Annotated in this window: 31 protein-coding genes and 2 tRNA genes; 14 read left to right on the top strand and 19 right to left on the bottom strand. The window is 37.5% G+C overall.

Annotated elements, in window-relative coordinates; genetic code table 11:
- Nucleotides 1-157 precede the first annotated feature (157 nt).
- The 3 genes from feoB (at nucleotide 158) to E7Z78_RS01580 (ending at nucleotide 2791) form a co-directional block, all read left to right on the top strand.
- A complete protein-coding gene (gene feoB, locus E7Z78_RS01590; RefSeq protein WP_303723426.1) occupies nucleotides 158-2176 on the top strand; it encodes a ferrous iron transport protein B in 2019 nt (672 codons plus the stop codon).
- Between the two features lie 135 nt (nucleotides 2177-2311).
- A complete protein-coding gene (locus E7Z78_RS01585; protein WP_116592510.1) occupies nucleotides 2312-2539 on the top strand; it encodes a FeoA family protein in 228 nt (75 codons plus the stop codon).
- Between the two features lie 54 nt (nucleotides 2540-2593).
- Nucleotides 2594-2791 carry a hypothetical protein gene (locus E7Z78_RS01580; protein WP_303723425.1) on the top strand — a complete coding sequence of 66 codons (198 nt, stop codon included), beginning with the start codon at nucleotides 2594-2596 and terminating at the stop codon, nucleotides 2789-2791.
- On the opposite strand, the gene E7Z78_RS01575 is transcribed toward E7Z78_RS01580, so the two are convergent.
- The 7 genes from E7Z78_RS01575 to E7Z78_RS01545 all read right to left on the bottom strand — a co-directional run bounded on the left by E7Z78_RS01575 (nucleotide 2792) and on the right by E7Z78_RS01545 (nucleotide 8043).
- Nucleotides 2792-3628, bottom strand: coding sequence for an energy-coupling factor ABC transporter ATP-binding protein (locus E7Z78_RS01575; RefSeq protein ID WP_303723424.1), 837 nt, complete (start codon nucleotides 3626-3628; stop codon nucleotides 2792-2794).
- A gap of 8 nt (nucleotides 3629-3636) precedes the next feature.
- A complete protein-coding gene (gene cbiQ, locus E7Z78_RS01570) occupies nucleotides 3637-4467 on the bottom strand; it encodes a cobalt ECF transporter T component CbiQ (RefSeq protein ID WP_303723423.1) in 831 nt (276 codons plus the stop codon).
- Between the two features lie 111 nt (nucleotides 4468-4578).
- Nucleotides 4579-4884: a PDGLE domain-containing protein gene (locus tag E7Z78_RS01565; protein WP_303723422.1), complete on the bottom strand. Its 306-nt coding sequence runs from the start codon at nucleotides 4882-4884 to the stop codon at nucleotides 4579-4581.
- A gap of 1 nt (nucleotide 4885) precedes the next feature.
- Nucleotides 4886-5518 (bottom strand): cobalt transporter CbiM, encoded by a 633-nt coding sequence (cbiM, locus tag E7Z78_RS01560; protein WP_303723421.1) that lies wholly within the window; start codon nucleotides 5516-5518, stop codon nucleotides 4886-4888.
- 282 nt (nucleotides 5519-5800) lie between these two features.
- The gene (locus E7Z78_RS01555; protein ID WP_303723420.1) at nucleotides 5801-7084 is read right to left on the bottom strand and encodes an oligosaccharide repeat unit polymerase family protein; all 1284 of its coding nucleotides are present in this window, start codon (nucleotides 7082-7084) and stop codon (nucleotides 5801-5803) included.
- 12 nt (nucleotides 7085-7096) lie between these two features.
- Entirely contained in the window at nucleotides 7097-7867 is a 771-nt protein-coding gene (locus E7Z78_RS01550; protein WP_303723419.1) for an adhesin, read from the bottom strand.
- 8 nt (nucleotides 7868-7875) lie between these two features.
- Nucleotides 7876-8043, bottom strand: a complete 168-nt coding sequence (locus E7Z78_RS01545) for a 4Fe-4S binding protein (protein ID WP_116592503.1) — start codon at nucleotides 8041-8043, stop codon at nucleotides 7876-7878.
- Nucleotides 8044-8217: 174 nt separating this feature from the next.
- On the opposite strand from E7Z78_RS01545, the gene E7Z78_RS01540 reads away from it, so the two are divergent.
- The 4 genes from E7Z78_RS01540 (at nucleotide 8218) to E7Z78_RS01525 (ending at nucleotide 10308) form a co-directional block, all read left to right on the top strand.
- Nucleotides 8218-8300: transfer RNA gene (locus E7Z78_RS01540), tRNA-Leu, on the top strand.
- A gap of 39 nt (nucleotides 8301-8339) precedes the next feature.
- Nucleotides 8340-8412 (top strand) — tRNA-Thr (locus E7Z78_RS01535).
- A 130-nt stretch (nucleotides 8413-8542) separates the two neighbouring features.
- Nucleotides 8543-9415 carry a hypothetical protein gene (locus tag E7Z78_RS01530; protein ID WP_303723418.1) on the top strand — a complete coding sequence of 291 codons (873 nt, stop codon included), beginning with the start codon at nucleotides 8543-8545 and terminating at the stop codon, nucleotides 9413-9415.
- A gap of 8 nt (nucleotides 9416-9423) precedes the next feature.
- Nucleotides 9424-10308, top strand: a complete 885-nt coding sequence (locus tag E7Z78_RS01525) for a PhoU domain-containing protein (RefSeq protein ID WP_303723417.1) — start codon at nucleotides 9424-9426, stop codon at nucleotides 10306-10308.
- Between the two features lie 28 nt (nucleotides 10309-10336).
- Here E7Z78_RS01525 and E7Z78_RS01520 read toward each other — a convergent pair whose 3' ends face one another.
- Genes E7Z78_RS01520 through E7Z78_RS01490 form a run of 7 tightly spaced genes read right to left on the bottom strand, consistent with a single transcriptional unit; the run spans nucleotide 10337 to nucleotide 14801 of the window.
- The gene (locus E7Z78_RS01520) at nucleotides 10337-11179 is read right to left on the bottom strand and encodes a fumarate hydratase (RefSeq protein WP_303723416.1); all 843 of its coding nucleotides are present in this window, start codon (nucleotides 11177-11179) and stop codon (nucleotides 10337-10339) included.
- 51 nt (nucleotides 11180-11230) lie between these two features.
- Entirely contained in the window at nucleotides 11231-11470 is a 240-nt protein-coding gene (locus tag E7Z78_RS01515) for a 4Fe-4S binding protein (RefSeq protein WP_303723415.1), read from the bottom strand.
- Nucleotides 11471-11479: 9 nt separating this feature from the next.
- The gene (locus E7Z78_RS01510; RefSeq protein ID WP_303723414.1) at nucleotides 11480-11980 is read right to left on the bottom strand and encodes a 4Fe-4S dicluster domain-containing protein; all 501 of its coding nucleotides are present in this window, start codon (nucleotides 11978-11980) and stop codon (nucleotides 11480-11482) included.
- A gap of 10 nt (nucleotides 11981-11990) precedes the next feature.
- Nucleotides 11991-12860 carry a pyruvate synthase subunit PorB gene (gene porB, locus E7Z78_RS01505; RefSeq protein WP_303723413.1) on the bottom strand — a complete coding sequence of 290 codons (870 nt, stop codon included), beginning with the start codon at nucleotides 12858-12860 and terminating at the stop codon, nucleotides 11991-11993.
- A 2-nt stretch (nucleotides 12861-12862) separates the two neighbouring features.
- The gene (gene porA / locus E7Z78_RS01500) at nucleotides 12863-14011 is read right to left on the bottom strand and encodes a pyruvate synthase subunit PorA (protein WP_303723412.1); all 1149 of its coding nucleotides are present in this window, start codon (nucleotides 14009-14011) and stop codon (nucleotides 12863-12865) included.
- Nucleotides 14012-14024: 13 nt separating this feature from the next.
- Nucleotides 14025-14267, bottom strand: a complete 243-nt coding sequence (gene porD, locus E7Z78_RS01495) for a pyruvate synthase subunit PorD (RefSeq protein WP_292893316.1) — start codon at nucleotides 14265-14267, stop codon at nucleotides 14025-14027.
- A 12-nt stretch (nucleotides 14268-14279) separates the two neighbouring features.
- Nucleotides 14280-14801, bottom strand: coding sequence for a pyruvate ferredoxin oxidoreductase subunit gamma (locus E7Z78_RS01490; RefSeq protein WP_303723411.1), 522 nt, complete (start codon nucleotides 14799-14801; stop codon nucleotides 14280-14282).
- 275 nt (nucleotides 14802-15076) lie between these two features.
- Between E7Z78_RS01490 and E7Z78_RS01485 the strand changes: the two genes are divergently transcribed.
- Nucleotides 15077-16681 (top strand): dihydropteroate synthase-like protein, encoded by a 1605-nt coding sequence (locus tag E7Z78_RS01485; RefSeq protein WP_303723410.1) that lies wholly within the window; start codon nucleotides 15077-15079, stop codon nucleotides 16679-16681.
- Nucleotides 16682-16683: 2 nt separating this feature from the next.
- On the opposite strand, the gene E7Z78_RS01480 is transcribed toward E7Z78_RS01485, so the two are convergent.
- A complete protein-coding gene (locus E7Z78_RS01480) occupies nucleotides 16684-17061 on the bottom strand; it encodes a hypothetical protein (RefSeq protein WP_303723409.1) in 378 nt (125 codons plus the stop codon).
- A gap of 111 nt (nucleotides 17062-17172) precedes the next feature.
- On the opposite strand from E7Z78_RS01480, the gene E7Z78_RS01475 reads away from it, so the two are divergent.
- The 6 genes from E7Z78_RS01475 to E7Z78_RS01450 are packed head-to-tail and all read left to right on the top strand — an operon-like array spanning nucleotide 17173 to nucleotide 21927.
- On the top strand, nucleotides 17173-18024 hold the full coding sequence (locus E7Z78_RS01475) for a MoxR family ATPase (RefSeq protein WP_303723408.1): 852 nt from the start codon (nucleotides 17173-17175) through the stop codon (nucleotides 18022-18024).
- 4 nt (nucleotides 18025-18028) lie between these two features.
- Nucleotides 18029-19186, top strand: a complete 1158-nt coding sequence (locus E7Z78_RS01470; RefSeq protein WP_303723407.1) for a VWA domain-containing protein — start codon at nucleotides 18029-18031, stop codon at nucleotides 19184-19186.
- A gap of 9 nt (nucleotides 19187-19195) precedes the next feature.
- Nucleotides 19196-20113, top strand: a complete 918-nt coding sequence (locus E7Z78_RS01465) for a TIGR00269 family protein (RefSeq protein WP_303723406.1) — start codon at nucleotides 19196-19198, stop codon at nucleotides 20111-20113.
- A gap of 5 nt (nucleotides 20114-20118) precedes the next feature.
- Nucleotides 20119-20322 carry a MoaD/ThiS family protein gene (locus tag E7Z78_RS01460; protein ID WP_303723405.1) on the top strand — a complete coding sequence of 68 codons (204 nt, stop codon included), beginning with the start codon at nucleotides 20119-20121 and terminating at the stop codon, nucleotides 20320-20322.
- Between the two features lie 2 nt (nucleotides 20323-20324).
- Nucleotides 20325-21185 (top strand): DUF89 domain-containing protein, encoded by an 861-nt coding sequence (locus E7Z78_RS01455; RefSeq protein ID WP_303723404.1) that lies wholly within the window; start codon nucleotides 20325-20327, stop codon nucleotides 21183-21185.
- 10 nt (nucleotides 21186-21195) lie between these two features.
- Nucleotides 21196-21927 carry an NAD(P)-binding domain-containing protein gene (locus E7Z78_RS01450; RefSeq protein ID WP_303723403.1) on the top strand — a complete coding sequence of 244 codons (732 nt, stop codon included), beginning with the start codon at nucleotides 21196-21198 and terminating at the stop codon, nucleotides 21925-21927.
- Here E7Z78_RS01450 and E7Z78_RS01445 read toward each other — a convergent pair.
- From E7Z78_RS01445 to mer, 4 genes are all read right to left on the bottom strand, one after another.
- The gene (locus E7Z78_RS01445) at nucleotides 21917-23197 is read right to left on the bottom strand and encodes an adenylyltransferase/cytidyltransferase family protein (protein WP_303723402.1); all 1281 of its coding nucleotides are present in this window, start codon (nucleotides 23195-23197) and stop codon (nucleotides 21917-21919) included. The genes E7Z78_RS01450 and E7Z78_RS01445 overlap by 11 nt on opposite strands.
- A 30-nt stretch (nucleotides 23198-23227) precedes the next feature.
- Entirely contained in the window at nucleotides 23228-23710 is a 483-nt protein-coding gene (locus tag E7Z78_RS01440) for a DUF308 domain-containing protein (protein WP_303723401.1), read from the bottom strand.
- A gap of 37 nt (nucleotides 23711-23747) precedes the next feature.
- On the bottom strand, nucleotides 23748-24830 hold the full coding sequence (locus E7Z78_RS01435; RefSeq protein WP_303723400.1) for an archaeosine biosynthesis radical SAM protein RaSEA: 1083 nt from the start codon (nucleotides 24828-24830) through the stop codon (nucleotides 23748-23750).
- Between the two features lie 109 nt (nucleotides 24831-24939).
- The gene (gene mer / locus E7Z78_RS01430; protein ID WP_292893350.1) at nucleotides 24940-25902 is read right to left on the bottom strand and encodes a 5,10-methylenetetrahydromethanopterin reductase; all 963 of its coding nucleotides are present in this window, start codon (nucleotides 25900-25902) and stop codon (nucleotides 24940-24942) included.
- Nucleotides 25903-26606 lie beyond the last annotated feature (704 nt).

Here is a 26606-nt window from a genome sequence, read left to right as displayed (position 1 = left end):
ATATTTATATATAAAAAAATACAATATTATAATTGTTTAGGCTAACCTAATTTTTTCTGATTAGGACTTAAACTAAAAAAATTTTTTTAGTAGTGGGTAATATTTTTTTAAAAAAAAGATATTATTCATCAAGTTAACAAAAACGGGAGAATGGTTAATGACAGAATTAATAGTAGGATTAGCAGGAAACCCTAACGTGGGTAAAACTACTGTTTTTAATAGATTAACCGGTATGCGCCAACATGTTGGTAACTGGCCTGGAAAAACTGTCGAAAGGGCAGAAGGTCATTTCAAACATGGAGGCTACGAATACGATGTTATCGACTTACCGGGTAATTATGCATTAAGTGCTCATTCTATGGAAGAAATCGTTTCAAGAGATTTCATCGTAGATGATGATTCTGATGTTATTATTAACGTTGTAGACGCTGCTAATTTAGAACGTAACTTATACTTAACAGTTCAAATGATGGAATTAGGAGCTAACCTTGTAATGGCTCTTAACATGAACGATTTTGCAAAGAAAAGAGACCACATCATTGATGTAAAATTAATGAGTGAATTATTAGGATTCCCAGTTGTTGAAATCAACGCTAAAACTGGAGACGGATTTGATGAATTACTAACCACTGTTGAAAAACAGGCTGCAAATCCAATCGACTCAAGTGCAAAATTGTCTTATGGTGACGAATTAAAAGGTCACTTAGCAGACATGCAGGCTTTAATCGAAAAAGACAACAACCTATTAGACGTTCCATCCGTATGGACTGCAATTAAATTATTAGAAAAAGACTCAATTGTAATCGAAAAAGTGCAAGGATCTTCCCAAAGCTCTGCTATCATGGCTGAAACCGATAAAGTGGCAGGACACCTTCACACAATCTACAAAGAAGGTGCGGAAGAAGTCGTTGCAAACGCAAGATATGCATTTATCGGTGGGTTAATGGCTGAAGCGGTCAAAAGACCTGCTGTTGAAAAAGAAACCACTACTGATAAGATAGATAAGATTGTTACTAACAGAATTTTAGCAATTCCTATTTTCTTGGTAATCATGTATGCAATGTTTGAATTCACATACACTTTAGGAGCACCATTCCAAGACATGATTGATGTAGCGTTTGGTTCTCTTGCTGAATGGGTTGCAGGATTCATTGCAAACGAATACTTAGCATCCTTCATCTGTGACGGTATCATTGGTGGAGTAGGTGGTGTGCTCACTTTCTTACCAATCATTATCCTGATGTTTTTATTCTTAAGTATTCTAGAAGACTGCGGATACCTCGCAAGAGCTGCATTTACTTTAGATATCATTATGCACAAGTTAGTTGGTCTTCACGGTAAAGCATTCATTCCTATGATTTTAGGATTCGGTTGTGGTGTGCCGGCTATTATGGCTACAAGAACCATGGAAAACGAAGGGGACCGTATGCTTGCTATGATGTTAGTACCATTCATGTCATGTACTGCAAGATTGCCAATTTACGCAATTTTCATTGCAGCATTCTTTGAAGCTAACAACGGTGCAATATTATTATCCATTTATATATTAGGTATTGTTGTGGCACTTATCGTTGCAGCAATCCTCAAGAGAACCTTATTCAAAGGATTATCCACTCCATTTGTAATGGAACTTCCTACCTACAAAGTGCCTTCCATAAAAGGTGTATTATTACACACTTGGGAAAAAGTAAAAGGATTCTTAAGAAAAGCAGGTACCATTATCCTTGCTTGTTCCATCATATTATGGGCTTTAAGTATCTTCCCATTAGGTGTAGAATACGGATCTGCTGACAGTGTATTAGGTATGATTGGTGGAGTAATCGCTCCAATCTTTGCTCCATTAGGATTCGGAACCTGGCAAGCTGCTGTAGCTATTATTGCAGGTTTAGCTGCTAAAGAAGTTGTAGTTGCAACCTTCGGTACCTTAGCAGGTATGGAAGAAGATGATGAAGACGGTATTACCCAATTGGTACATGATACCTTCACTCCATTATCCGCATACGCATTCATGGCATTTACCTTATTGTACACTCCATGTTTCGCAGCTATCGGTGCAATCAAACAAGAAACCAACAGTTACAAATGGGCAGCAACCATGTGTGCTATCACATTAGTGACTGCATATATTGTTTCCTTCTTGATCTACAACGTTGGTTTATTAGCAGGATTCGGATAAGTTTCTAAAAAAGGATGGTTGTAAAATCATCCATTTTTTTAAATTTTTAGTTATGACTAAATATTTATATAATACTTATTACAAAGTTAAGTATACCTAAATATTTATTGCAATTATTATAAAATTGGTGATAATATGAGAACTTTAAAAGAAGTTAAACCGGGGGAAACTGTAACACTAGTTAAATACCACGAATCCGGTGATGTTGATTTAAGAAGACACTTATTAGGTATGGGTTTTGTTAAAGGAGCTAAAATCACTGTTAAAAAAGTAGCTACCTTCGGTAATCCTATTGAAATGAGTGTTAAAGGATATGACGTTTGTCTTCGTAAAGAAGAAGCTGAAAACATTGAAGTGGAATAACTTCAATCTTTTCATTTATTTTTTTTAATCTAATTTAATTAACGGTGTTATATTATGAAATGCAGGATGTGCGGTTTCGAATTTGATGAAACCCAAATAGAAAACAGAGGATGTTCCAGTTGCGGAAAACATAATTGTAATGCTTATCACTGTCCAAACTGCGGTTTTGCAAACTCCCCAGAATTGGATGAGGAATTTGAATTTATCACTAAGCTCAAGGATAGGTTTAAAAAGAGAAAATCAACAAATTAATTATTTTTTACTTTTTAAAATTTCCTCAACCGTTTCATCAATACTTATTTTTTTAGTGTCGACATCTAATCCGTTTTCTTTTAATTTATAAAGTATTTCAGTAGTGACTGGTGCTTTTAAATGAGCTTTTTTTAGCAATTCCTTGTTCGAAAATATTTGGTGCTTGTCTCCTGAAGCTATGATTTGCCCATCATATAATACATAAATCTTATCTGCAAAATGATTGACCATTTCAATGTCATGTGATGAGATTACTATGCTTATTCCTTCTTCATTCAAATTTTTTAAAATGTCTAATACCTTATCAACACCCTCAGGGTCAAGACCGGCTGTTGGCTCATCAAGAATCATGATTTCAGGCCTCATTGCAACAATACCTGCAATTGCTACTCTCTTCTGCTGGCCTCCACTTAAATGATGAGGAGTCTTGTCCTCAAAACCGCTCATGCCAACCATTTCAAGTGATTCGGCAATCCTTCTTTTGACCTCATCATAGTCAAGGCCCAGGTTCATCGGTCCGAAGGCAACATCCTCCTTTACTGTAGGTGCGAACAATTGGTCATTAGGATCCTGGAACACTATTCCTACCTTCTGCCTTACCTTAAGCAGTTCATCCCTTTCAAAAACAATTTTTTCACCATCTATCTCCACATGGCCGGAAGTAGGTTCTGTTAAACCGTTGAAGTGGGAGAACAATGTTGATTTTCCTGCACCGTTAGGTCCCATGATAGCAATCTTTTCTCCTTTCTTGATTTGAATGTTGACATTTTTCAAAGCCTGTGTTCCATCAGGGTAAGTAAATGATAAGTTTTTTGTCTCTAAATGTATATGTTCCATTTTTTCACCTAATTAATTGCTAAATTTTGTCCAAAGTAACCTAACTGTCCGGAATATTTAAATATTATTATTTCAAGCACAATGACTATTATGATTATTGAAATCAAGTATATATAATCGCTTTTTTCAGGGGATTTTTTCTCATCAAACATTTCAGAGGCATCTGAAAAGCCACGGCTCACCATGCTCTTGTGAACCCTTTCCCCTTGCTCATATGCCTTTAAGAACATCATTCCTATTGTGTAACCAACCTGTTTGACTCTCCATTTGTATGGAGTGTTCTTTGAATGAATGTTGAAGTTTCTTGACTTTTGGCTTTTTCTAATTGCTGCAAGCTCATCTACAAACAGGAACAGGAATCTGACCATGATTGACAGTATCATTGCCAAGTCTCTTGGCATTTTAAGCTTTCTGAATGAACTTGCCATTTCCTGAAGGGGTGTTGTTGATGAGTATATGATGATTGCAGTTAATGACACTATCATACGCACTAAAAGCAATATTGCCCAATTGAGTCCCACATCAGTAATTTGCAACCAGGAATAATGCCATATTACATTTCCAGGCTGTATGAATGGTTGAAATATTATAATTGCACCACCAAAAGGCAGCAACAACAATAATCGTTTAAATGAATCTTTATATGATAAGTTGGCTATTTTCAATATAGCCAAAAGCACGATTTCTAAAATAATTGGAATAAATATTTCCTTTGATACAACACATACCAATATGATAAAAATGGTGGAAATTAATTTGATTCTACCCTCCAAATCATGTATTGGACTGTTTTTTGATGCTAAGTCATCAAATCTGATAATTTGTGTTATATCTGCCATAATTATTCACTAGTATAATATTAAAAATTAGTAATATATTATTATTTGCTTTAATACATTTTATTGAATTTCAATTACTTTTTAAAAAAGAAAAAGTGGTAGAAATTAAGTTTAATTTCTACTTTTTACAACTGCCGCAACTGCATAACCCAATATCAGGGTTACAATTACTCCAATAATCAGTGCCACGACTTGCAATCCTTGATTATCTGGATCATTGGCAAATGCGTAATCTGGCATTGCTGCCGCAGGTATTCCATTAATTTCTTCAACAGAAAAGTCTTCTGCAAGTCCGGAATCTTCTGCTGATTTTTCTAATCCGTCAGGGTCACCGGATGCAATGTATGGTGAAAGAACACAGATTATGACACATATCACTATTGCGACTCCAATTAAAGTCATGTCTTTTTTATCCATATTATGCATCTCCTTTGTTCCATGCCAGTAAGTCTGGTCTAAATTTGTCTAATGCTACAAGAACGATTACAGTTAATACTGCTTCGATAATACCAATGAAGAAGTGATATAAAACCATTGATGGGATACCTATGTTCATTGGGAATGTTCCTGCAATACCCATTTCAATTGCGCATGCAAATGCAGCAATTACGGTTGCTAACCATGCTGCAACTCCTGCTGCAGGGTATTTTCCGATAATTCCATTCAATCCTTTGAAGGTGTATAATCCAACAAAACCTCCAATGATTGCCATATTCAATACGTTTGCTCCTAATGCTGTAATACCTCCGTCTCCGAAAATCAATGCTTGGATGAGTAAAACAACAGTGAATACTAATACGGCAGCTTCAGGTGCTAGGAATACTATAGCAACTAAAGCCCCTCCAACCATGTGACCGCTTGTACCAAATGGGATTGGCATGTTCATGGACATGATTGCAAAGATACCTGCTGCGAGAACTGCTAAAAGAGGTATACGTTTTTCATCTAAATTGGATCTTGCCCATTTCACTGCGAAGTACAGTGCAACAATCAATATTACATAATATACTAGGCACTGTGCAATAGGTATGAATCCGTCAGGTATATGCAAAATTATTCCTCCCTTTTTTCATAAGTAATACTTTTTTTATTTTTATTTATAAATGATGTATTACTTTAAAGTATTATTTTTGTTTATTTTTAGTAATATCAAGTTATATGGAAGTTTTATTAAATAAAGAGGTTAATAAAGCTTATTTTTCCCTTGACATTTTATAGATTAATTCAATTCACCTATATAAACATTATTAAAGTAATACTTTTTAGTATTATTTTTAAAAATTTGTAATACTAAATTAATACTTTTGAAGAAAAATGATGAGGTTTTGTAATACTAATTGGAAATACTCCTTTTAATGCAGACAAAATAGATAAAAATGGCTATTATAAAGTAGAATAAAACTTGAATGTCTAGGATTCCGGTTTCAATTCCTAAAATTGCATAGGTTAAAATCAGTGCATAGATTCCAATGTAGAAGAAGTCTTTTGTCTTTTGCATTATCTTAAATCCGATTCCCAATATGAAACCCAACAGGCACATTCCGACAAACACTCCAACCTTTCCAAAGTCAACCACCATCTGACCAATCAGGGTTGGTGTGACTGTAACTTCGGTTCTCCATGCAATGAGCTTTCCAACCATCATTCTAGGACCCAAATCACTTCCTGGAATGGCGCTTGCAAGCATGTGTCCATGTGTAAGGCCGAAGTTTCCTCCGATAAAGTCAAGCAGGTTCAACACGTGCAATGTGAAGTCTGCCCTTGACTGCAGGGTGTAGAACGGACTTGTTGATGAGGTGATTGTCATCTCACCTAATGAACGAAAATAACCAATTCCGATTATTGCACCTATACCAATTAGTGCGCCGACTACAACTTCCCATAGAGAAACGATATTTCCATAGAAACCTATGATAATTATGATGAGAAATGCTGCAAGTAGTGGTGTCCTATAACCTAAAAGCAATAAAAATGCACAGTCAATTGCAAGCAAAAATAGGAATCTGAATCTGGCCTGTGAACGTGTGATTTTTCCATCATTATAATCCTTCAGGTATGCACTGGCAATCATGCATGTGGCTGGAATTATTAAAAACACAGGCATTGTGAACATAGGCTTTAACAGATACCTTATTGAAGGTTTTAGTAGTGGAATTCCTCCAACAGAAGCAATGCTTATGAAGAAAAACACGATGCTGATTAACAATAGGCAAAATCCGATTGAATAAATGTCTCTTCTATCAAAACGGACGATGCTATCGGTTGTCTTGTTTAAAAAATATCTTGGTGCAATTGCAGATCCGATGAAAAATCCGACAAATGCCAGGGCCAATGTAATCACCAGGCTTGTGGATGGTGGATTAAGGGATAATATCAGGAACAGTGCAAACAGGAAAATCACAATCAGAGGATTGAATATGTGATTTTTAAGTATGTTGTTTTTATTCAAAAAACTTAGGAAATTTTCGCCAGGATAAAGGCCTTTGAAAAAGCTGCTGACCCACTGATTTTCAATAAATCCTAAAACGGAGAATATGGTTGAAAATAAAAAGGATTTGTGAAATTCATCACTGATTCTGTTTATTATTGAAGTTAATGTGGAATAGATTACGCTCATGGTCTACACAACTTAAAAAGTCCTGATGTTAATTACTTCGTACTTGTCCTTGATGGCGTTGACATCCTTGTCGGTACTGTCATAGATTCTGATGGTAATGTCCTCACTGATTCCATTGACATTTCCAAGGATGGAACTTGCATCGTTTATGTTTTCAGCTGTGGCTCTTGTAATTTTCAATTGATTATTCATTCCAACAGATTCGCCCTTAATTGAAATCCTGCCGCTATCCTGAAGTTTATTGGTAATCTCCTGAACTTTTGATGTGCTTAAATCATCTATGCTTACCATTGTTGAGATTTCATAATCTGTCTCATTTCCGATTCCAGAAATCAGATCGCTCAGGGAACTGACCTTTTTAGGTTTGACGGTTATCTCAGTTAAGTTCTCATATTTCTCGCCGTTGCTTTCCATGCTGACGTGGTCAATGTAAATGTCGACTTGAGGGTTGTACCTGTAAAGTCCGGCAGTATATGTTTTGCCTTCGGATTCGATGAGCAATTTAACATCTCCGCCACCATTGTCGTCTTCCCAAATCACTTTTCCACTCACGCTCACAGGTTCTCCGTTTGTTGAGTTGAACCCTTCAACTGTGGCGTTGACTTTCAAGCCGTCCTTGTAATATTTAAGATAAGTGTCAGGAATCTTATTCACGGTTGACTCATCAAATGCTGTTTTCTGCAAATCGGATGAGTCATCAGTGGTAATATGTATAAAAGCAAAAGCGACAGCACATATTACTAATATTATAATGATGTAATCTATAATGGTAAATTTTTTCATACTCAAACCTAGTCTTCGTAAATTGCACCCACTGGACAAACGTCAACACATTCGCCGCAGTTATCACATTTTGAAGCGTCAATGATGATAGTGTATGCTCTTCTTTCAATAGCTTCTTCCATACACACATCAATGCAATCTTCACAAACTCCACATTCTTCCATATCTACTTTCAATTAATACACCATTTTAACTTAATTAAAAAAATTGTTATTATTTCTACTATTTGATTATCTTAATATTTAAATAGTTGGATAGTCAATATTATAGTGTAGTTTTTAAAATTGTCCTTGAAAATGACAAAAAAGGGTAACATTTAAATACTATGTAAACATATATTACTATTGTATGCAAGGGTGCCCGAGCGGCCAAAGGGGGAGGACTTAAGATCCTCTGGTATAGGCCTTCGAGGGTTCGAATCCCTTCCCTTGCACTATTTTATTATTTTAGTATTTTTTTCATTCTCGATTTTGCCTTAGTGGCTCAGCTGGTAGAGCGCTACCTTGGTAAGGTAGAAGTCGGGGGTTCGAATCCCCCCTAAGGCTTTAAGCTATTTTTTTCAAGATTTTAACTTAGACGTTTTTAATGGCAAAATACCTTAAACTTTAAATTACTTGAAATCTTAATAATATAATATTAATTTTATTTTTAACAATAAACTTTTAAGGTGAAAATTTGAATCATAAGAAAATTATACTTGTAGGTTTTATTTCTGCTTTTGTTGCAGTTTTAACTTCCATTTTAGGGGTTGCAGGTACAATCATAGGTTCTGTAGTCTCTTCCGTACTGTATAACATGCTTACTGAAGCATTGGAAAGGCCGGTTAGCGATGCAAAGTTCAGCACTAACTTTGAATGGGAGATCGCCTATATTTTCCCGTTAGCGGTAATCGCTTTAATCCAATTGTTATTAATTTTCGCTTTACTCTCAGATATGGGAATTTTACCATACGGATTCCATAATGCATTCATGTCACTTCAGGAAATTGCAAACAACAATCTCTACAGGATTTTAGGAATTGCAATGCTTGTAATAAGTGTATATCCGTTAGTCTTAAAACCAGATATCATTAAAAAGTCTCATGGGGCAATCATAGCCTTTGTAGGTTTGATATTCTTGGCAAGAGGATTTGCGGATGCTGGAAACAGTTTTACTAATGTCTATGACGGAATTTTTATTCATTTTGATTTGCCGATAGCAATTATAGCATTGGTTCTTATCGCATTTGTGATTATTAAGATTTTAATTTCTGCAAACGAATCAGAAAAGGAATTCAATGCAAGAAAACATCAAATTAATCAGGAAACATTCACAAGAGAAAATCTCCAAAAGAAACATCATTCCAGAAAGCATAATGACTTTGACTATGAGAAGAAAGGAAAAAGCATTCGTGTTCAAAGGCATGAGCCATTGAATCATCCTAAACATGATGAGGAGATTATGTTCCAAAGTAATGTTGATGTTGAAAAACCACAATCTGGAATTAACGAATCTTCCGCTAATATCCAGTTTGAATCTAATGATTTGTTGGATGATTACAAGAAATAGTTGATAAAATGAGCAAGAAAGACAAAACATTAAAGGATATTCTGGATCTTATATTATATGAAAATCCTTCAACTCAGGATGAAATCGCAGAAAGGTTAGGAATAACTCGCAGATATGTGACCCAATTGCTGCAGCCATTGGTCAAGGACGGCACAGTAAAAAGGGCATACATGATTGATTTGAAGAGTTATGAAAAGATTGTCGAGTCAGTTGGGGATTATGTAAGCACCAGGAACAGTACCGGTAATGTTTTGATTAATGACATGCTGGCGAATATGGCAAAGCATGTTCACTCACAATTGGAAACCTCATTTGATGCAGTCCTTGAATATGATGAGGACAAGGCCAACAAGGCATTGGAAATGGATTACGCTACAAACAACATGGTTGAAAAGATAAGAACCTCCGTTGAGACAATTGTGAGCATCAACCAGCATTCCGAAATTTCAAAATCACTCCTTTACAATGAAATCGCCTATGATTTGGAACGTATAGGGGATTACTGCGGACATATTGCTAAATTCGTCATCAATGATGTTTATGAGGTTGATGACAATATACTCAAAAAGCTGAAGAAGATGTACAAGACCGCACAGTCAATGATTCGTTTGGCCATGAAGGCGTTCATTGAAGGTAAAACTGAACTTAAGGATGATCTGATGGATTTGCAGGACACAATACACATCATGCAATCCAAGGCAATCAACCTGATTGCCACCCAGATGGCTGAAAGTTCATTCGATGAAAAGGAGCGTTCAAACTATTTCATTTATCTTTTCAGGGTTATTAAAGCTTTCAAGAGAATCGGTGACATTTCAGTTGAGATGATGGATGTTGCCGTTGAGTTCCATGACAATATTCCAAGACCTACTACTCCAAGGTCTTTCAGATAAAAAAAGAAGAGTCATGATTAGAATCTATCTAATCATCATATATTTTTGTTGTTGCATGCCTGTCTGCCCAGCATTGGATGCAAACTCCAATAGGCAATCCTGCGGTATGGGTATGTGCTTTTAATATTTTAACGTCCAGTGTGGTTGTCTTACCGCCAAGTCCCATTGGGCCGATTCCTGATGCATTTATTTCATCAAGGATTTCTTGTTCTAATTTTGCTATTTCAGGATCAGGGTTTCTTTCGCCAACTTTTCCAAGCAATGCTTTCTTACCGAGTTTCAGGCAGAGGTCTGATGTTCCACCAATTCCAACACCTACAACGGTTGGCGGGCATGGTTTTCCTTTTGCCTTAAGGACTGATTCCACTACAAATTCCTTAATGCCTTCTATTCCTTCAGCAGGCAAGGCCATTTTAAGGGCATTGTTGTTTTCTGAACCGAATCCCTTTGGAAGTATTGTGATTTCAAGGTAATCTGCATCAATCAGTTCAATGTCGATTGGTGGGATGTAGTCTCCAACGTTAATGTTTGTGTTTTCACGTGTTAGCGGATCGACGATGTTTGGCCTTATTGGAATTTCTTTTGTGGCCTTTTTTATTCCCTCTTCGATTCCTTCACGCAAGTTTTCAACTTCAACATTACCTAACTTGACAAAAACAACCGGCAAACCTGTATCTTGGCACATTGGAATGCCTTTCTCTTCTGCAAGTTCAATATTTTTTAAAATAGCTTCAATATTCAACCTTGCAAGTTCATGTTCTTCAATTTTAAGAGCATCTTCAAGTGATTTTTTTACATCATCACCAAGAACAATAACCGCTTGCTTGTAAAGTTCATAAACAGTATCTCTAATAGTATCTTTTGTAATCAAAATAAATCACTTATAAAAATTAATTAATCATATTTTTGGATTTTGAAATATTTAAATTTTAATTACGCCAATTGGGCAAACTTCCACACAATCCCCACACTTGTTGCATTTTTCACCATTGATAGTAATCGCTCCTCCCAAAACTTCAATGGCTCCCTCGCTACAAGTCAATAAACATGGCGCTTCTGATGGTTGGCAATGCATACAAAATAAGATGGGAGTGTCAACATTTGGTGTTTGTTGACAACTTCCGCAGGTTGTACAAGTAGTACAGTTTCCTGTTTTAAACATAATTCTATTTTATTCATCCAATACAAGTCTTGCTCTTGCTTGACTTGTAATTATGTGGACAAAGCTACTTTGCTTGTTGTTAGGTTCGTATAATCCTGCCATTTTGGACAAGAATTTTTCCTGATTCTTAGCTTTGATTTTAGCAGGATCAACAATGCTAATAGCTCTTTTGGTACATGCTTTGATACATGCAGGTCCTTCTTCCCTGTCAGCACAGAGGTCACATTTCTCAGCAACACTGGATTGGAAAGTCATTGCACCGAATGGACAAGCCATTACACATAATCCACAGCCGATACATTTTTCGCTGTTGACGCCACCGTCGGTGACTGCATCGGTTGGACAGATTGTTATACATGGTGCGCTTTCACAATGTTGACATACAATGGAATAATACATAGAATGATGTTCTATTATTTTTATTCTACTAGCACTGTGAACAGATGCACACATGTTTTCACAATTCATACATCCATCACATAAATTGCTATTTACAGAAATTTTTTCCATTGTTTTCCTCCTATAATCCTAGTTCTTCACACTCTGCATCAACGTATTTTTGTATTTTATCAATGAGCTCGTCATCCAAGTGTCTGAACCTTTTTTGTGGTGCTAAGTATTCTTTTACAGGTTTTCTTTCTTCAGGCCTGTAAGTGATTTCGAATTTGCCGTCCACGATTTCATATAAAATCCAGGATCCAGTTTCAACTGCTAATCTTCCCATTTCAATTGTCTTATCAGATGGGTATCCCCAACCGGTAGTACATGGTTGTTGCAAGTGGATGTATGCAGGTCCTTTGGTTTCTGCAGCCTTTTTCACTTTTTTAACGTAATCTTCTGGGAATGCAATTGATGCGGTAGCGACATAAGGGATTCCGTGTGCTGCCATAATCATTGGCATGTTTTTCTTAGGTTTGTCTTCCCCGAAACTTCCGCTACCCATTGGTGAAGTGGTGGTTGTTGCACCGAATGGTGTTGCTCCACTTCTTTGGATACCAGTGTTCATGTATGCTTCGTTATCGTAACAGATGTAGGTCATGTTGTGTCCTCTTTCCATGGCTCCTGAGAGGGATTGTAAACCGATATCTACGGTTCCTCCGTCACCACCGAAAGCGACTACATTGATGTCATCTTTTCCTTGAATTCTCAATGCGCTTTCCACACCGGATGCCACTGCACCGGAGTTTTCAAATGCAACGTGGATGAATGGAATTTCCCATGCGGTTTCTGGGTATGGAGTGGTCATAACTTCAAGACAACCGGTAGCAGAAATAGCTACAGTATTTTCACCCATTGCATTTAAAGCCAATTTAACTGCAATTGATGCTCCACAACCAGCACAACCTCTGTGTCCTGGTGCTAATAAGTTTTTATCAGGTATGTCTACCATATCTATTCCTCCTTAAGTCCAATCCATGTGACTTCTTTTTCAGGCACATTTTTAGTTTTTTCATAAACTTCTAAAATTGCGTCAGGTGTAATGTCTCTTCCACCTAAACCGGCAATAAATCCGTAAGCGTCCTTGTGTATTTTTGCTTTAATGTCAGTGTATAATGCTCCACCGATTCCGAATGTCACGTTTTTATCGATGACTGCTAATTTTTCACAGTTTTTAACAGCTTCATCAATAGCTTCAACAGGGAATGGTCTGTAAGCTCTGATTTTAAGCAAACCTACTTTTTCTCCTTGTTCTCTTAATTGGTCAACAATGACTCTGATGGTACTGCATAGTGATCCCATAGCGACAAATATGATGTCTGCGTCTTCGGTTTTGTATGGTTCGACAAGACCATATTTTCTTCCGAATATTTCAGCGAATTCATCGCAAGTTTGTTGGATTACTTCAATTGAGTTTTCCATTGCCACTTGCATGTCGTGTCTTGCTTCAAGATAATAGTCAGGGTCAGCTAGGTTACCAATGGACATTGGGTTTTTAGGATCAAGGAATGCATGTTCAGCTTTGTATGGAGGTAAAAATTCATCTACAGGTTCTTGATCTGGTATTTCTACAGGTTCAACTGTGTGAGTTAAGATGAATCCGTCTAAACATACCATGGATGGCAGTAATACTTTAGGGTTTTCAGAAATTTTATATGCCATTAAAGTAGTGTCCAATGCTTCTTGTGCATTTTCAACGTAAATTTGCAACCATCCTGCATCTCTTTGTGCGATTGAGTCTTGTTGATCGTTCCAAATGTTTAATGGTGCTGAAATTGCTCTGTTTGCATCAGCTAAAACGAAAGGTGTTCTCATACCTGCTGCTGCAAATAAAATTTCGTGCATCAACATTAATCCTTGTGAAGATGTTGCTGTAAATACTCTTACTCCAGTAGCGCTTGCTCCAACTGCAGCACTTATTGCACTGTGTTCTGATTCTACTTTAACATATTTAGCATCAATTTTTTCATCAGCAACATATTGTGCTAAATATTCTGAAATTGTAGTTTGTGGAGTAATTGGATAAACAGGAATAACTTGTGGCTTAGCCAATCTTGCAGCTTCTGCAACTGCTTTGTTTGCGGTCATTACTTCTCTTATCATTAAATCACTCTCTTTATTCTTTTACCATTTCGATTGCATCGGATGGGCATTCATTTGCACAAATTCCGCATCCTTTACAGTAATCGTAATCAATATCATGTTGTTTGTTTACACAGGAATCTGGACAGAAAACGATACAGTTATCACAGTCGATACATTTTTCCTTGTCTAAAATAGGTTTGAAAGTTCTCCAGCTTCCGGTTTTATTATTCTTACTACTTCCAGGGGTTGTAATTACACATCCTATATTAACCATCATCTCACCTTCTTATCCCATTTCGTAAGCTTTTTGAGTAGCTTCAGCATTTAATTCTCCGATTTTTCCAGGGAAGGTTTCCTTAATCACTTCAACAAGTGATTCGATACTTACGACATTGGTCTTTTTAGCAAAGTATCCTAAGATAATTGTGTTTACAATATTACGTCCTAACATATCAAGTGCGATTCCAGTTGCGTCAATATCGTACACTTTGTGTTCTCCACTGCCTTCAAACTCAGTAGTGTTGATTATAACTTCAGTGTTGTCTTTAATTCCTGAAAATACGTCTACTACGTTTAATAATCCATCGTCTAATACTAATACATAGTCTGGGTTGTAGATTTGATATCTCAAATCGATTGGTTTGTCATCAATTCTGGTAAAAGCCATAACTGGAGCTCCCCTACGTTCTACTCCAAAGAATGGGAAAGCTTGGACATATTTGCCGTCCTTGAATGCTGCTTTTGCCAAAATCTCAGCAGCAGTTACAGAACCTTGTCCGCCTCTACCGTGAAAACGAATTTCAATCATTAATTCTCCTCCATATATTTATCATGTATAATCATTATAAATTCTAAAATATATAAATTTTATGTTAAAATCTAATTTTTGAATAATTTTGTTTAAATTTTATTGAATTTATCTTTTGTTTTTTGTTTATTTTGTTAACAAACCTTTTAATATTTTCAATTGTTTTCTATACAATTTTAAATTGTTTTTAGATAAAATGACAATTTTTTAAGAAAATTTAATATATTATATTAATATAATATTATTATTAAAAAAAATCATAGTTGGGGAAAGTCATGAAAGTTTTAATTGTTACCGGAGAATTGGCATATCCTTTGATAAAGGAAGTAGTTTCAGACTCAAAAGAGGAAATCATAGTTCATATTGTCGACAATACTCAAGTAGCAGCATTTTTGACCCCTCGACTGATAATAAATGAAGTTAAAAAATGCTTTTCAGACCAATTGGATGAAATCGACATGATTCTGGTTCCGGGACTAATCAAGAAGGGCACAAAGGAAATCACAAAGGAGCTTGGAATACCTACATTCAAGGGATCCACCGACGGGGCGGACCTTGCAATGGTATTGAATCTGATTGGAAGCATTGACCTTTCCGAAGACAAGCCTGCCGACAAGCTGATTGAGGAGGAAAAGCGCAAGGAGGCATTCAAGTTCATCGAGGAATTTGAAAACGATGAGGAAAACATCAAGAAACTCCTTGAAAAGCCAAACAACATCCTAATCAGAAACCTCCCTGTGGGTGAGGATTTCCCGATGAGGGTGCTCTCAGAAATAGCAAACGCACCATTCCTTTCAAAGGAGGCATTAATAAACAAGTGCCAATACTTTGTAGATTCAGGAGCAGACATGATAGATATCGGTATGGCTGCAGGTGAGGACTTCTCAGACAAGATTCCCGAACTCATCGAGACACTGCGCCCGATTGTAGGCGACAGGCCTTTAAGCATAGACACATTGAATCCCGATGAAATCCGAGTGGCTGCTGAAAACGGAATAGACTTTGTACTGAGCCTTGACCTTGGAAACAATTCAGAAATTAAAGACTTATTGATTGAAAAGGATATTCCAGCAGTATTGCTTCCGACCAACTTTTCACAGGGAAAATCCCCTAAATCCCCAGCTGAAAGGGTTGAATCAATGCATCAGCTAATCAAGGATACAGAGGGAATAAGGTATGTTGCCGACTTGATTCTTGATCCGGTCAACAGCTCAAGCATTGTCGAGTCAATAATAGCATGCAATGATTTTCACAAGACTAACCCTGCTCCGATGTTTTTCGGTGTTGGTAATGTAACCGAGTTGATGGATGCCGATTCAGGTGGTGTCAATGTTTTGCTTGCAGGAATCGGAATGGAGCTGGGTGTCAGCATACTGTTCACTCCTGAAGAAAGTGGAAAAACTCGTGGAAGCGTTTATGAACTGTCAACAGCGTCAAAAATGATGTTTCTTGCAAAACACAGGAAATCCATTCCAAAGGACCTGGGAATCAATCTCGTTGCATTCAAGGACAAGCATAAGAGAAACGATATAATTCTAAATGAACTGGATGGCGTTGAACAGGTCAGACAGGTAAAGCCTATGAAGTTCATAAGGGATAAGGCAGGAAGCTTTAAAATCAATGTAGAATATGGAACTACAGTAGGCGACAGTAGAATCACTGCAACTCATTTTAAGAAAAACAAGGCCGATTTGGTGATTGTAGGCCAATCCGCAAAAGAAGTTTATGAGGAAATCATTTCAAAAGAATTAGTAACAAGAATGGAACATGCCGCATATTTGGGTTCTGAACTCCAAAAGGCGGAAATTGCCATGATTACAGGCAAAGAGTATGTTCAGGATTTTGAATTGTTCAAAAATCCTGATCAGTTTAAAAAATAGTTTCAATCAAAATCTGTTGGGTCGTAAGTTCCTTCAGCCTGTCCTGCTTGTGGAGAGTCACTAGAAGAACTTGCACTGCTGTCGGATGAACTTGCACTGTCACTGCTTGCACCGTTTTGTGATGAATCAGAACTGCTGTCTGATGAAGTTGCTGATTGTGTTGGTGTTGGTGCAGAATTGCCGCCGCTTTGAGATGGTGCAGCGTTATTGGAATTGTCTGTTGAAGTTACATTATTGGTTGCAGTGTTAGTCTGCAATGCATCATCAGTCTGGTTTTGATCGCCGAAGGTGATTCCATTTCCGCTTATGAAAAAGAATGCTCCAGCAACAACTAAGATAATTGCTATTAATGCAATGATTATTGCATTTCCAGAATCCATATTTTACCTCCCAAATAATAATTATACAATTTAATTCATGTATACATAAACTTTAAATAAATTCATATTTATATTTATTTTAATAACAAAATTTTAATGAAGGTTACAAAATTGCAAATAGAAGATATCAGTATTAAAGACATTGATAAGATGCTTTTGAAATCCGATTACGTTTCAAACAATGAGATTTCAACAACACTATACTTATCCTTCCTGCTTGGAAAGCCTATGCTAATCGAAGGGCCTCCGGGCGTTGGAAAGACCGAGCTTGCAAAGGTAATTGCAAAATCATTTGACAGGGACTTTTTCAGGATTCAATGTTATGAGGGAATCACATTTGAACAGATTGTCGGTGAATGGAATTATCAAAAGCAATTGCTACATTTGGAAGCTGCCAAAAACGATTCAAAGAATGTTGATGAGATTTTTGATGATGATTTCTTCATAAGAAGATCCCTGCTCAATGCGTTTCTAAACGAGAAGGATTCCGTATTGCTGATAGATGAAATCGACAAGGCGGATGAGGAAGTGGAAAGTTTCCTGCTTCAGGCACTGGGTGAGCATGAGATCACAATCAACGATTTGGGCACATTCCAACTTCAAAACGATTTAATCGTTATTTTGACATCCAACTCACAAAGGTCACTTCTTGACGAGACAAAGGACAGATGCCTTTTCTTATACATCCCATACCCAAGCGTTGAAAGGGAAATTGAAATCGTCAAGTCAAAAGTTCCAGGAGCTGCCGATGAGACAGTTTCACATGTCGTTAAAATCGTGCACAGGATACGTGACCTTAACCTGATGAAAAAGCCATCAGTGAGGGGTACAGTCGACTGGGTAAAATCAGTATCCAATCTCGGAACCCGTGACTTGGACAAGTCCATGGAAGAAAGCATTGGCGTTGCAATCAAAACCGAAACAGACAGGAAACGTGTTGTAAAAGATATCTTCAACAAATGATAAAATGATTAACAAGATTGCAAATCTATCTGCTGATTTGAGAAAGGAAGGCTTGCCGGTAAGTATCAGAAGCACACAATCAGCAATGGAAATCTATCAAAATCTTGGAGATGAGGACAGGAATCTGTTGAAAACTGCCTTGATGGCCGTTTATGTAAAGGACAGGTATGACATTCCAAAATTTCTAAAGATTTTTGATAAGGTGTTTGCACCTCCAAAACCTGAAAAGAAAGCAGGTGATGATCCAAATCGTGGCAAGGCATACAGGGGTACAGGTCCTAAATCCAACAAGTATGTCATCAAAAAGCAGCATACCCTTGGCCAGAAGGTTCAAAGGGAAAAGATCAACAATGAAAAACTGAAAATGCTTTCAGGCCAGCCATTGCTGGATGAGGCCAAAAAGCTCGAGCGTGATGGGGAGCTGATGAACAAGGACCTCACCAAACTCAACAGGTTCGACCCCAGGATGCTTGAAATATGTCAAAGGCTGGGTAAAAGAATAGCCAATAAGCGTTCAAGAAGAAAGGTTCAGGCAAACACCCATAAGATTGACATGAGAAGAACCATGAGGGCAAACCTTAAGTATGGTGGCGTTCCGTTGGAGCTTGTAAAGGCAAAGCCAAGGCCTCATAAGAACGAGCATCTGTTTTTAAACGACATAAGCGGGTCCTGTGAATGGATAAGTAGCTGGTTTTTCATGCTTATGTTTTCAGCCCAAACAGCATTCAAAAGATCAAGAACCTTCGAATTCGACAACAAGGTAATAGAAACAACAAAGGCTCTAAAGGAAGAGTACCTGATTGATTCATTCGTCAAGGTCAAGGACATGCGCATCAAGCACATGATGGTGCATGGAACCTCCGACATGTATTCGGCATTCAAGCAATTCCAGGAAAAGGCCAACATCAACAACAAGTCTTACGTGATAATACTGTCCGACTGCAGAGACTGGGCAGGGCCGAAGGTGAATGGAGTTCCGGCCAGTGTGGACCTGGTTGGGGAAATGGTGAGAGACGCCAAGAAGGTTGTTATCCTAAACCCTGAAGACAGAAACAAATGGGATATTGTGGACAGTTGCGTTTCATTATATGAGGAAGCCGGAGCGCAGGTGTTTGAAGTCAATACATTAAATCAATTGGCTCACTTTGTAGAGCAAATGTAGGTAATTTTTATGCAATGCAGTAAATGTGGTAATCCTAAGGTAATTTATAAAAGAGAGGAATCCGGCCAGATATTGTGCAAGGAATGCTTCATAGAATCCGTTGAGAAAAAGGTCATCCAGACAATCAAAAGAGAAAAGTTGCTTGACAAGGGAGACAAGGTTCTTGTGGCATTGTCAGGCGGAAAGGACAGCGTGACAACCTTGCAGATACTGGATTCATTCAGGCAAAGAAACATCATAGACATATGTGCCGTGACAGTTGATGAGGGAATTGCAAACTACCGCCAGGAAGGTGTCGATATAGCAATCAGGCACGCCGAGAGATTGGGCATAGAGCATAAGGTGGTTTCCCTTAAGGAGAACTATGGCATTTCCCTTGATGAGATAATGCAAAGGGAAAACCATAAGGGATCATGCACATACTGCGGAGTGTTTAGAAGAACAATAATCAACAAGGCCGCCCGTGAGATGGGTGCAACAAAAATTGCCACAGGACACAACCTTGACGATGAGGTTCAGGGAATCATGATGAACTACCTTGAAGGAAACACTGACAACCTCACAAAGCTCGGCGCCAAAACCGTATCAGAGGCTGAGGAATTCACAGTAAAGATAAAGCCTTTAAGGGAGATTCCGGAACGTGAAATAGGATTGTATGTTGTTGCAAAGGAATTGGAGGTTCACTTTGACAGCTGCCCCTATGCGATGCAGTCATTTAGGGGAGAGGTTTCAGAGGTCATAAACCAGCTGGCCGAAAAGCATCCGACAATAAAGTACTCCACCCTAAGAGGATATGATAAAATAAAAAACGTCCTTAAAAAGGAAATGCAAAAGGATTACGCACATGGAAGATGCAAAAGATGCGGAGAACCGTCCTCAAATGACTTATGTAAGGCATGCTCATTTTTGGAAGAGTTGGGAGTGTGAATTGAATGTCATTCTTATTGAAATATAAAAATTTATGTGAAGAACGTGAAATACCAAATGATGATTATACCATAAAGGATTTACTTAATGAAATGGAACTGTCTCCACAGACCATAGTGTCAAAGCAGAACGGCGAACTGGTCATAGAGGACACAGTCATTGAAGAAGATGATGAAATACAATTGGTTCAAATAATTTATGGAGGCTAATCTTGAAAATCAGTTACGAATGCGGGCCATGCTTTTTAAGGCAAGCCAGGGAAGCCCTGGACTTATCAACAGATGATGAGCTTCTTAAAATGGAGATTATGGAAGACATATTCAAGTTTTTAAGCAACAATTTCACCAAGGACACCAATTCAAACGGTACAGGCTCTAAAATGCACAGGATGATAATAGAAAGGACAGGTTGCATTGACCCATACCATAAGGAGAAAATCGAGGGAAATGAAATTGCCCTGAAATACCTACCTGAAGTGAAAAGGATACTTGAAAATGACGACAGCCTTGAAAACTATGTCAAGATTGCAATCATTGGAAACATACTGGACTTTGGAGCATTCACACTTGATGATGACATTGAAAGCGTAATAGGTCAGTCACTTGAAAAGGATTTGACAGTAAAGGACATTGAGGAGTTTGAAAATGCCCTCAGGACAAACGACAAGGTTCTGTACCTGGTTGACAATACAGGAGAAATTGTTTTTGACAAGCTGCTTCTTGAAAAAATCAAGGAATACGGCATCGACATTACCATAGCGGTCAAGTCACAACCGATTCTAAACGATGCAACAAGAAAGGAAGCCCTTGATGTGGGCTTGGATGAGTTCGGTGAAATTGTTGAAATCGGCTGCGGCACAGTTGGATATGTCGACAGTGAAATTTCAGATGAGTTCAGGGAGATTTTCGATTCCCATAAATTCGTAATCTCAAAAGGAATGGGTAACTTTGAAGGATTGAGCGAAATAGACTTGTCCAACAAGGAAGTTTTCTTCTTATTATGTGCAAAATGCAACACCATATCAAGAGCCATTGGTGTCAACCTGCACGATATGCTTTTATTTAAAAAATAACTGTGATTTTATGATTATAGGTTTTATTGGATTTGGGAAAGTATCTGAAAATCTGGTCAGGATAATCCAATCTGAAAGCATTGATTTTGTAACTTCAACCGAGAACAGGTCACCTGAAACCATTGAACTCATTAAAAAGTCAGATGTCACTATCTTGGAATCATTCCCAGAGGTTGTAAGCTCATCAGACATTCTAATTTCTGCAAATTCACCTGCCAATGCATTGGATGTGGCAAAAAAATACGGTGAACATGCAAAGGGGATCTATCTTGACTTGAACAACGTTTCCCCAGATACCACTTCTGAAATCAGTAGCTATGTGAATAATTTTGTCGACGGTGCAATAATCGGCAAGATCGATTCGGATAATCCAATCCTATATCTTTCAGGCAAACATGCTGATGAACTATTATTTTTCAATGAATTTATGCAAGTTAAAGTCATAAGCGACAGGATTGGTGATGCAAGCCTTTTGAAAATGCTTAGAAGCACTTACACTAAAACATTATCCGCATTGCTCATCGAGTCAAGGGACCTTGCATGCAAATACGACCTTGAAGAGGAATTCATTGACATGCTCACATTGACTGAAGGTGATGATTTCCGCCAGAAATCACTATCCAGGATAAACAATACATTAAATTCCAAAAAGAGAAAATCAGAGGAATTGAAAGAAATAATAGATTATTTTGATGATGATTTGGTAATGGTTAAGGCGGCACTTGAAAAACTCAACCGATAACCACTTTAACCTTAAACCCTTTTTTAGCTTTTTTTATGCTGCCGTTCACAGGAATGAAATGTGAATCCATAATGTAACGTAAATATGTAACATCACGTGCAGGCAATCTCAAATTTGTTTTTATTTTCTTGCCGTCACTCTTGAACTGAACTGAAATCTTGCCGTTCTTGTCAACATACAGGTCAGTGTTCAAGCCCTCTTTTGTGATTTTTGTCTCAAAACGGGTCAGATTCAAGCCGGCTTCAATGGTCAGTGGAGGATTTTCAACGGCAATGTTCTCGCTTCTGAACTTGTTGTTCGCATCACGTGCGCTGATGCCCTTCTCACCCTCGCATGCAACATACCATGCACGGTCAATAACCCTTTGAACCTTCTGATTGTCCGGAATAACTCCCTGAGCCTCGTAGCCTTTCATAAGCTCCATGACTTCCCTTTTTGTAACTTCCATCTCAATGGCGCTGACGGCAAGCCTTGTCATTACAGGGCCGTAATCGGACCTTCTAAACACTGCCCAAATTGATTCAGGGTCACGATAAACTCTTCTTTTAATGATTTCATTAATAGTGTTACCGTTAAGGTAAGCTATCTTTTCAAGGTTTCCCCTTGAATAGGTGTTCATCCTCTTGTAGATATCATTCCAGTTGCGCTCGCCCGGAACCCTGCCGGCGGCGATTTCACGCTCGAGAATCTCAACGGTTGTTTCGGGTAGAAGTTCCTTCACTTCATTTGAAATGACCATGTCATTGTCGATGATGGATTGCCTAATCAGTCTTCCTGAATACTTGTCCTTGTTGAATTCCTTTACAACATGATAGTTAAGTTTTGATCCTAAAAACTCGTTGATTGCATACCATCTTATCTCGTTACGGTTGGTATAGCTTTTAGGCATTCCAACGAAATTGCCCTCGTCAATGAACTTCTGAGCCTTTGACTTGATTTCATCCAGTGAAATGCTTGCTGAAGTGATGTAGTCAGTCACGCCATCGTCAATCATCTGCTTGAGCCTTATAGGAACGCTATATGATAGCACTAATCTATGATGAAGTCCTTCAAAAGATTTGACATCATCAGCACCTAAAGCCAATGCCATTTCACGACGGGCTTCAAAATCAACGAAAAACGGAGCATGGTTTGCACTGAAACCCTTATTCAAGTAAACGACAACTTTCTTGTTTTCCTTATCAGCCAACTTTCGAGCTTCTTTTATTAATTTTTCATGACCTTTATGGACGGGGTCAAAATCTGCACTAATTCCAATCAATATAAACACCAAAAAAAGAGAATGTAGTGGATAGTCGTTTTAACCATCCATCAATTTTAAAACACCACTAATTACCAGCCATATTCCGATTAATAATCCAAGAATCATTGGGTTTGAAACGTATGTTCCGATAATTATGTATAATAAACCGAGCACCACTCCAGCTATTCCAATGTAAAATCCATATCTGGACTGGCGGTTATTGATTAATGAAACAAGTCCAACAATAATCAACAGTATTCCTGCAAGGTAAAATGTGATTCCTGTTAAAAATCCAACCAATGCAGGATTGAATATTAGACTGATACTTAAAAGCAGCAGTATTATTCCCAATACCAAGTCAAGTATCGCTCCGGTTTTGTTGTAGTCGATTATGGACACTCCCACAACAAGCAAATAAATGGATACCAATAAAACTGATAAGCTAATTAATGAACTAACTCCAATAAATCCCAGTGCTGGAAACATTATAATGATTAATCCGAAAATAATAGCCAGTAAACTGATAAATTTACTTTTCATGTTTTCCTCCTAGTAACTATTTAATTTTATTATTATATTAATATAATGGGATATGCTTAATCTCAATGGTTGATGAGTTCATCTCACTATTCTCAACCTCAGCCATCCACTCACATTTGCACTCACAATCATACTCGATTTTTGACTGTGTAAGGTTGTTGGCTATAATCATGTGCTTCAAGTCCTTGCTGCATTTCTTGCAGTTGTACGGACCACGCCTTGAACCGAAACCTGATGTGTCCATCAATGCAGGAATGTCAAGCTCATCACGCACGGTATTTATGATTTCAATGCATGACCAAATCCATGGTGGCTGATATGCTCCTTTTCTCCAAAACCTTTCAATGACTGTTCCGCTGTGTATTGTTGCAGGACAGAATGACAATCTGTTGACGCCGATTGAATCACAGTAATGTGCTGTTTCGATTGCTTCAGCTATCGCTTGCTTTTCAGATACAAGAATTGGCTTTACGAAAATATATGCCTTTGATTTTAGGTTGTATCCCTTGGTCTCTTTCAGGTCTTGCATCAGCTTAACTGCATCCTCAAAGTCCTGTCTTGTAAAACCCTTGTTGATCTTATTCAATCTTGTATAATCATTTGATGTTTCAAGACCTATGCTGACCTCAAACAGTGTGTCTCCTATTATCTCAAATATCTCATCCAGGTATTCCTCTTTCACATATTCCGGTCTTGACTCAACAATTATCTCTGTCACATTGCCCAGGCCAACCAGTGTCTTGAGTATCTCATCACGGGCATCCTTCGGAAGCTCATACGGATTTAAAAAACTTCCTGATGCAAATAATTTAACTGAAATCTTTTCCTCCTCATCTATTGGATGTCTTGAGAGGTGATTGTGAAAAATCCTTAGGATGGTTTCAGTGTCAATCGGCTCCAGGGTGCAGTCTGATACATAACTGCACATTGTGCATCCGCCACTGTCTCCAAGTGCCCATGCGCAACCTGGTGTCGGCAATATCATGAATAATGTTTTTGCAACTCCGTCATAAGTCAAATCATCATTGTACCAACTGGCACCAACCTGTTCAGGTGTTTTCGGTTCCTTTCGATCAAATGCTCTTTGCCTTGTTTCTTTTGTTAATCTTTCAATTTCCATTATAATATTATTAGTATATAGTATAATTAAAAATTATCGATGAAAAAGAGTATGTTATTAAGTTGTGTGTAATGCTCTAAAAAAAATAAAAAAAGAAAAGTAAGCAAGTTTAGAAACTTGCGATTACGTCTCCTAATAATTTGATGGATTCTGCTACGTCTTTACCGACAGGGGATCCTGCTACGTATTGAGTTACACCCATTTCAGCTAAGCCTTCAATTTTAGGGATGAACTCATCAGGAGTACCACATACGGAGAATGCGTCTAAAGCTTCTTCAGTTACAGCACCAATAGCTCCACCGAAGTCACCTTTAGCTAAGAATGCACCCATTTGTTCGTTGAATCCTTCAGGTAATCCGTGTCTTTCAATAACTGGAGCAGGGGAACCTGCTGCAATGAAAGCAACTACGATTTTTGCTGCGTTTTTAGCTGCTTCGGAGTCAGCACCAATGGAAGTTGCAGTGTATGCACCTACGTCAAATGCTTTGTCTCCACCAGCTGCTTCGATACCTTTTTTGATCATAGGCATAGCTGCTTCGTAATCTTTAGGGTTGGAAGCGTTAATTAATACACCATCTGCGATTTCTCCAGCGGTTTCTAACATTTTAGGTCCTTGAGCACCCATGTAAATAGGGATGTGTTCTTGAACAGCTTTTGCTCCACCTAATGCTGCACCAGCTTCGGTTTTTCCTCCACTTAATAAAGTGTTAATGTCAGCGATTGCTGCTTTAATAGTGGATACAGGTTTTTCCCAAGCGATTCCTAAAGCGTCGAAAGTAGCTTTGTCACCAGGACCAATACCGAAGGTTGCTCTTCCTTCTGAAATTTCGTCAATAGTTGCGATAGCGGAAGCGGAAATTGCAGGGCTTCTTACGTATGGGTTGGTTACACCAGGACCCATTTTAATGGTTTCAGTTGCGGATGCAATTAATGCTAAGGTTTCGTATACGTTTTTATTGTTGTAGTGGTCTGTGATCCATGCGTATTCAAAACCGACGTCTTCTGCTAATTTTACTAAGTCTACTAATTCATTTAATGGTATTTGTGGTACGAATTCTATACCGAACTTCATATTTTATCACCAATAATATTTTAGTTCCCCTATATATAAAGTAATTATTATTTGAATTAGATAGAAAGTTTTAAATATAATCTATGTTTTTGATTTTGCAGTTTTATAATAAAATAACCAGTATTAAAAAAAATATTTTTTGTAATACTTACTTTGTTTTATCCATTCCAAATAAAATTTTTGAAAATGATATTTAAAATACTTATTTAAAGAAGCCATTTTTGTTATATTGTATATTATTCTATTTAAAATTCAAATTTGATTTTTAATTAACAGTTATTCTAATTTATAGTTATTTTTGCAATATTTTTCAATTGACTTTGTTAGTATAATTACCGTGCCTATAAGATGTGCTATATGTTTTATGGCGATGACCTAAGTATTATTGTTTATTACAATCTTTACTATGATGGTTGCTTTTCCGCATGTAGCTATAATTTATCATGTTTATTGTATTAATTAAATTATTAATATCATGAATGTGCTTTGTGAGTACCTGAGTTTTTCGGGTATGATGTAAGTTTTGTAGATGTGGTGAAATTTGATTATAGAAACTTTTATATCAAATTTTATGTATTATTACTCGTCTATGTTTTAAGCGTACTTCATAATATTATAGTATTATGATCTGTTATGTGATTCAATTCTGTTTGATCCTGGCAGATGCTACTGCTATTGGGATTCGATTAAGCCATGCAAGTCGA

The organism is Methanobrevibacter thaueri (genome assembly GCF_015062915.1).
GTDB lineage: Archaea > Methanobacteriota > Methanobacteria > Methanobacteriales > Methanobacteriaceae > Methanocatella > Methanocatella thaueri_B.
Note: the sequence above shows the minus strand (reverse complement) of the source record. Positions and strands in the feature narration are given on the sequence as shown.

What these genes read in the sequence shown, in the direction of transcription:
- E7Z78_RS01510 (WP_303723414.1), bottom strand. Translation starts at nt 11,980, where the DNA reads ATGGAAAAAATTTCTGTAAATAGCAATTTATGTGATGGATGTATGAAT.
- cbiQ (WP_303723423.1), bottom strand. Translation starts at nt 4,467, where the DNA reads ATGGCAGATATAACACAAATTATCAGATTTGATGACTTAGCATCAAAA.
- E7Z78_RS01485 (WP_303723410.1), top strand. Translation starts at nt 15,077, where the DNA reads ATGAAAGTTTTAATTGTTACCGGAGAATTGGCATATCCTTTGATAAAG.
- E7Z78_RS01565 (WP_303723422.1), bottom strand. Translation starts at nt 4,884, where the DNA reads ATGGATAAAAAAGACATGACTTTAATTGGAGTCGCAATAGTGATATGT.
- E7Z78_RS01460 (WP_303723405.1), top strand. Translation starts at nt 20,119, where the DNA reads ATGTCATTCTTATTGAAATATAAAAATTTATGTGAAGAACGTGAAATA.
- porD (WP_292893316.1), bottom strand. Translation starts at nt 14,267, where the DNA reads ATGGTTAATATAGGATGTGTAATTACAACCCCTGGAAGTAGTAAGAAT.
- E7Z78_RS01470 (WP_303723407.1), top strand. Translation starts at nt 18,029, where the DNA reads ATGATTAACAAGATTGCAAATCTATCTGCTGATTTGAGAAAGGAAGGC.
- E7Z78_RS01465 (WP_303723406.1), top strand. Translation starts at nt 19,196, where the DNA reads ATGCAATGCAGTAAATGTGGTAATCCTAAGGTAATTTATAAAAGAGAG.
- E7Z78_RS01490 (WP_303723411.1), bottom strand. Translation starts at nt 14,801, where the DNA reads ATGATTGAAATTCGTTTTCACGGTAGAGGCGGACAAGGTTCTGTAACT.
- feoB (WP_303723426.1), top strand. Translation starts at nt 158, where the DNA reads ATGACAGAATTAATAGTAGGATTAGCAGGAAACCCTAACGTGGGTAAA.
- E7Z78_RS01585 (WP_116592510.1), top strand. Translation starts at nt 2,312, where the DNA reads ATGAGAACTTTAAAAGAAGTTAAACCGGGGGAAACTGTAACACTAGTT.
- E7Z78_RS01580 (WP_303723425.1), top strand. Translation starts at nt 2,594, where the DNA reads ATGAAATGCAGGATGTGCGGTTTCGAATTTGATGAAACCCAAATAGAA.
- E7Z78_RS01525 (WP_303723417.1), top strand. Translation starts at nt 9,424, where the DNA reads ATGAGCAAGAAAGACAAAACATTAAAGGATATTCTGGATCTTATATTA.
- porA (WP_303723412.1), bottom strand. Translation starts at nt 14,011, where the DNA reads ATGATAAGAGAAGTAATGACCGCAAACAAAGCAGTTGCAGAAGCTGCA.
- mer (WP_292893350.1), bottom strand. Translation starts at nt 25,902, where the DNA reads ATGAAGTTCGGTATAGAATTCGTACCACAAATACCATTAAATGAATTA.
- E7Z78_RS01435 (WP_303723400.1), bottom strand. Translation starts at nt 24,830, where the DNA reads ATGGAAATTGAAAGATTAACAAAAGAAACAAGGCAAAGAGCATTTGAT.
- E7Z78_RS01480 (WP_303723409.1), bottom strand. Translation starts at nt 17,061, where the DNA reads ATGGATTCTGGAAATGCAATAATCATTGCATTAATAGCAATTATCTTA.
- E7Z78_RS01515 (WP_303723415.1), bottom strand. Translation starts at nt 11,470, where the DNA reads ATGTTTAAAACAGGAAACTGTACTACTTGTACAACCTGCGGAAGTTGT.
- E7Z78_RS01440 (WP_303723401.1), bottom strand. Translation starts at nt 23,710, where the DNA reads ATGAAAAGTAAATTTATCAGTTTACTGGCTATTATTTTCGGATTAATC.
- E7Z78_RS01450 (WP_303723403.1), top strand. Translation starts at nt 21,196, where the DNA reads ATGATTATAGGTTTTATTGGATTTGGGAAAGTATCTGAAAATCTGGTC.
- porB (WP_303723413.1), bottom strand. Translation starts at nt 12,860, where the DNA reads ATGGTAGACATACCTGATAAAAACTTATTAGCACCAGGACACAGAGGT.
- E7Z78_RS01555 (WP_303723420.1), bottom strand. Translation starts at nt 7,084, where the DNA reads ATGAGCGTAATCTATTCCACATTAACTTCAATAATAAACAGAATCAGT.
- E7Z78_RS01575 (WP_303723424.1), bottom strand. Translation starts at nt 3,628, where the DNA reads ATGGAACATATACATTTAGAGACAAAAAACTTATCATTTACTTACCCT.
- E7Z78_RS01550 (WP_303723419.1), bottom strand. Translation starts at nt 7,867, where the DNA reads ATGAAAAAATTTACCATTATAGATTACATCATTATAATATTAGTAATA.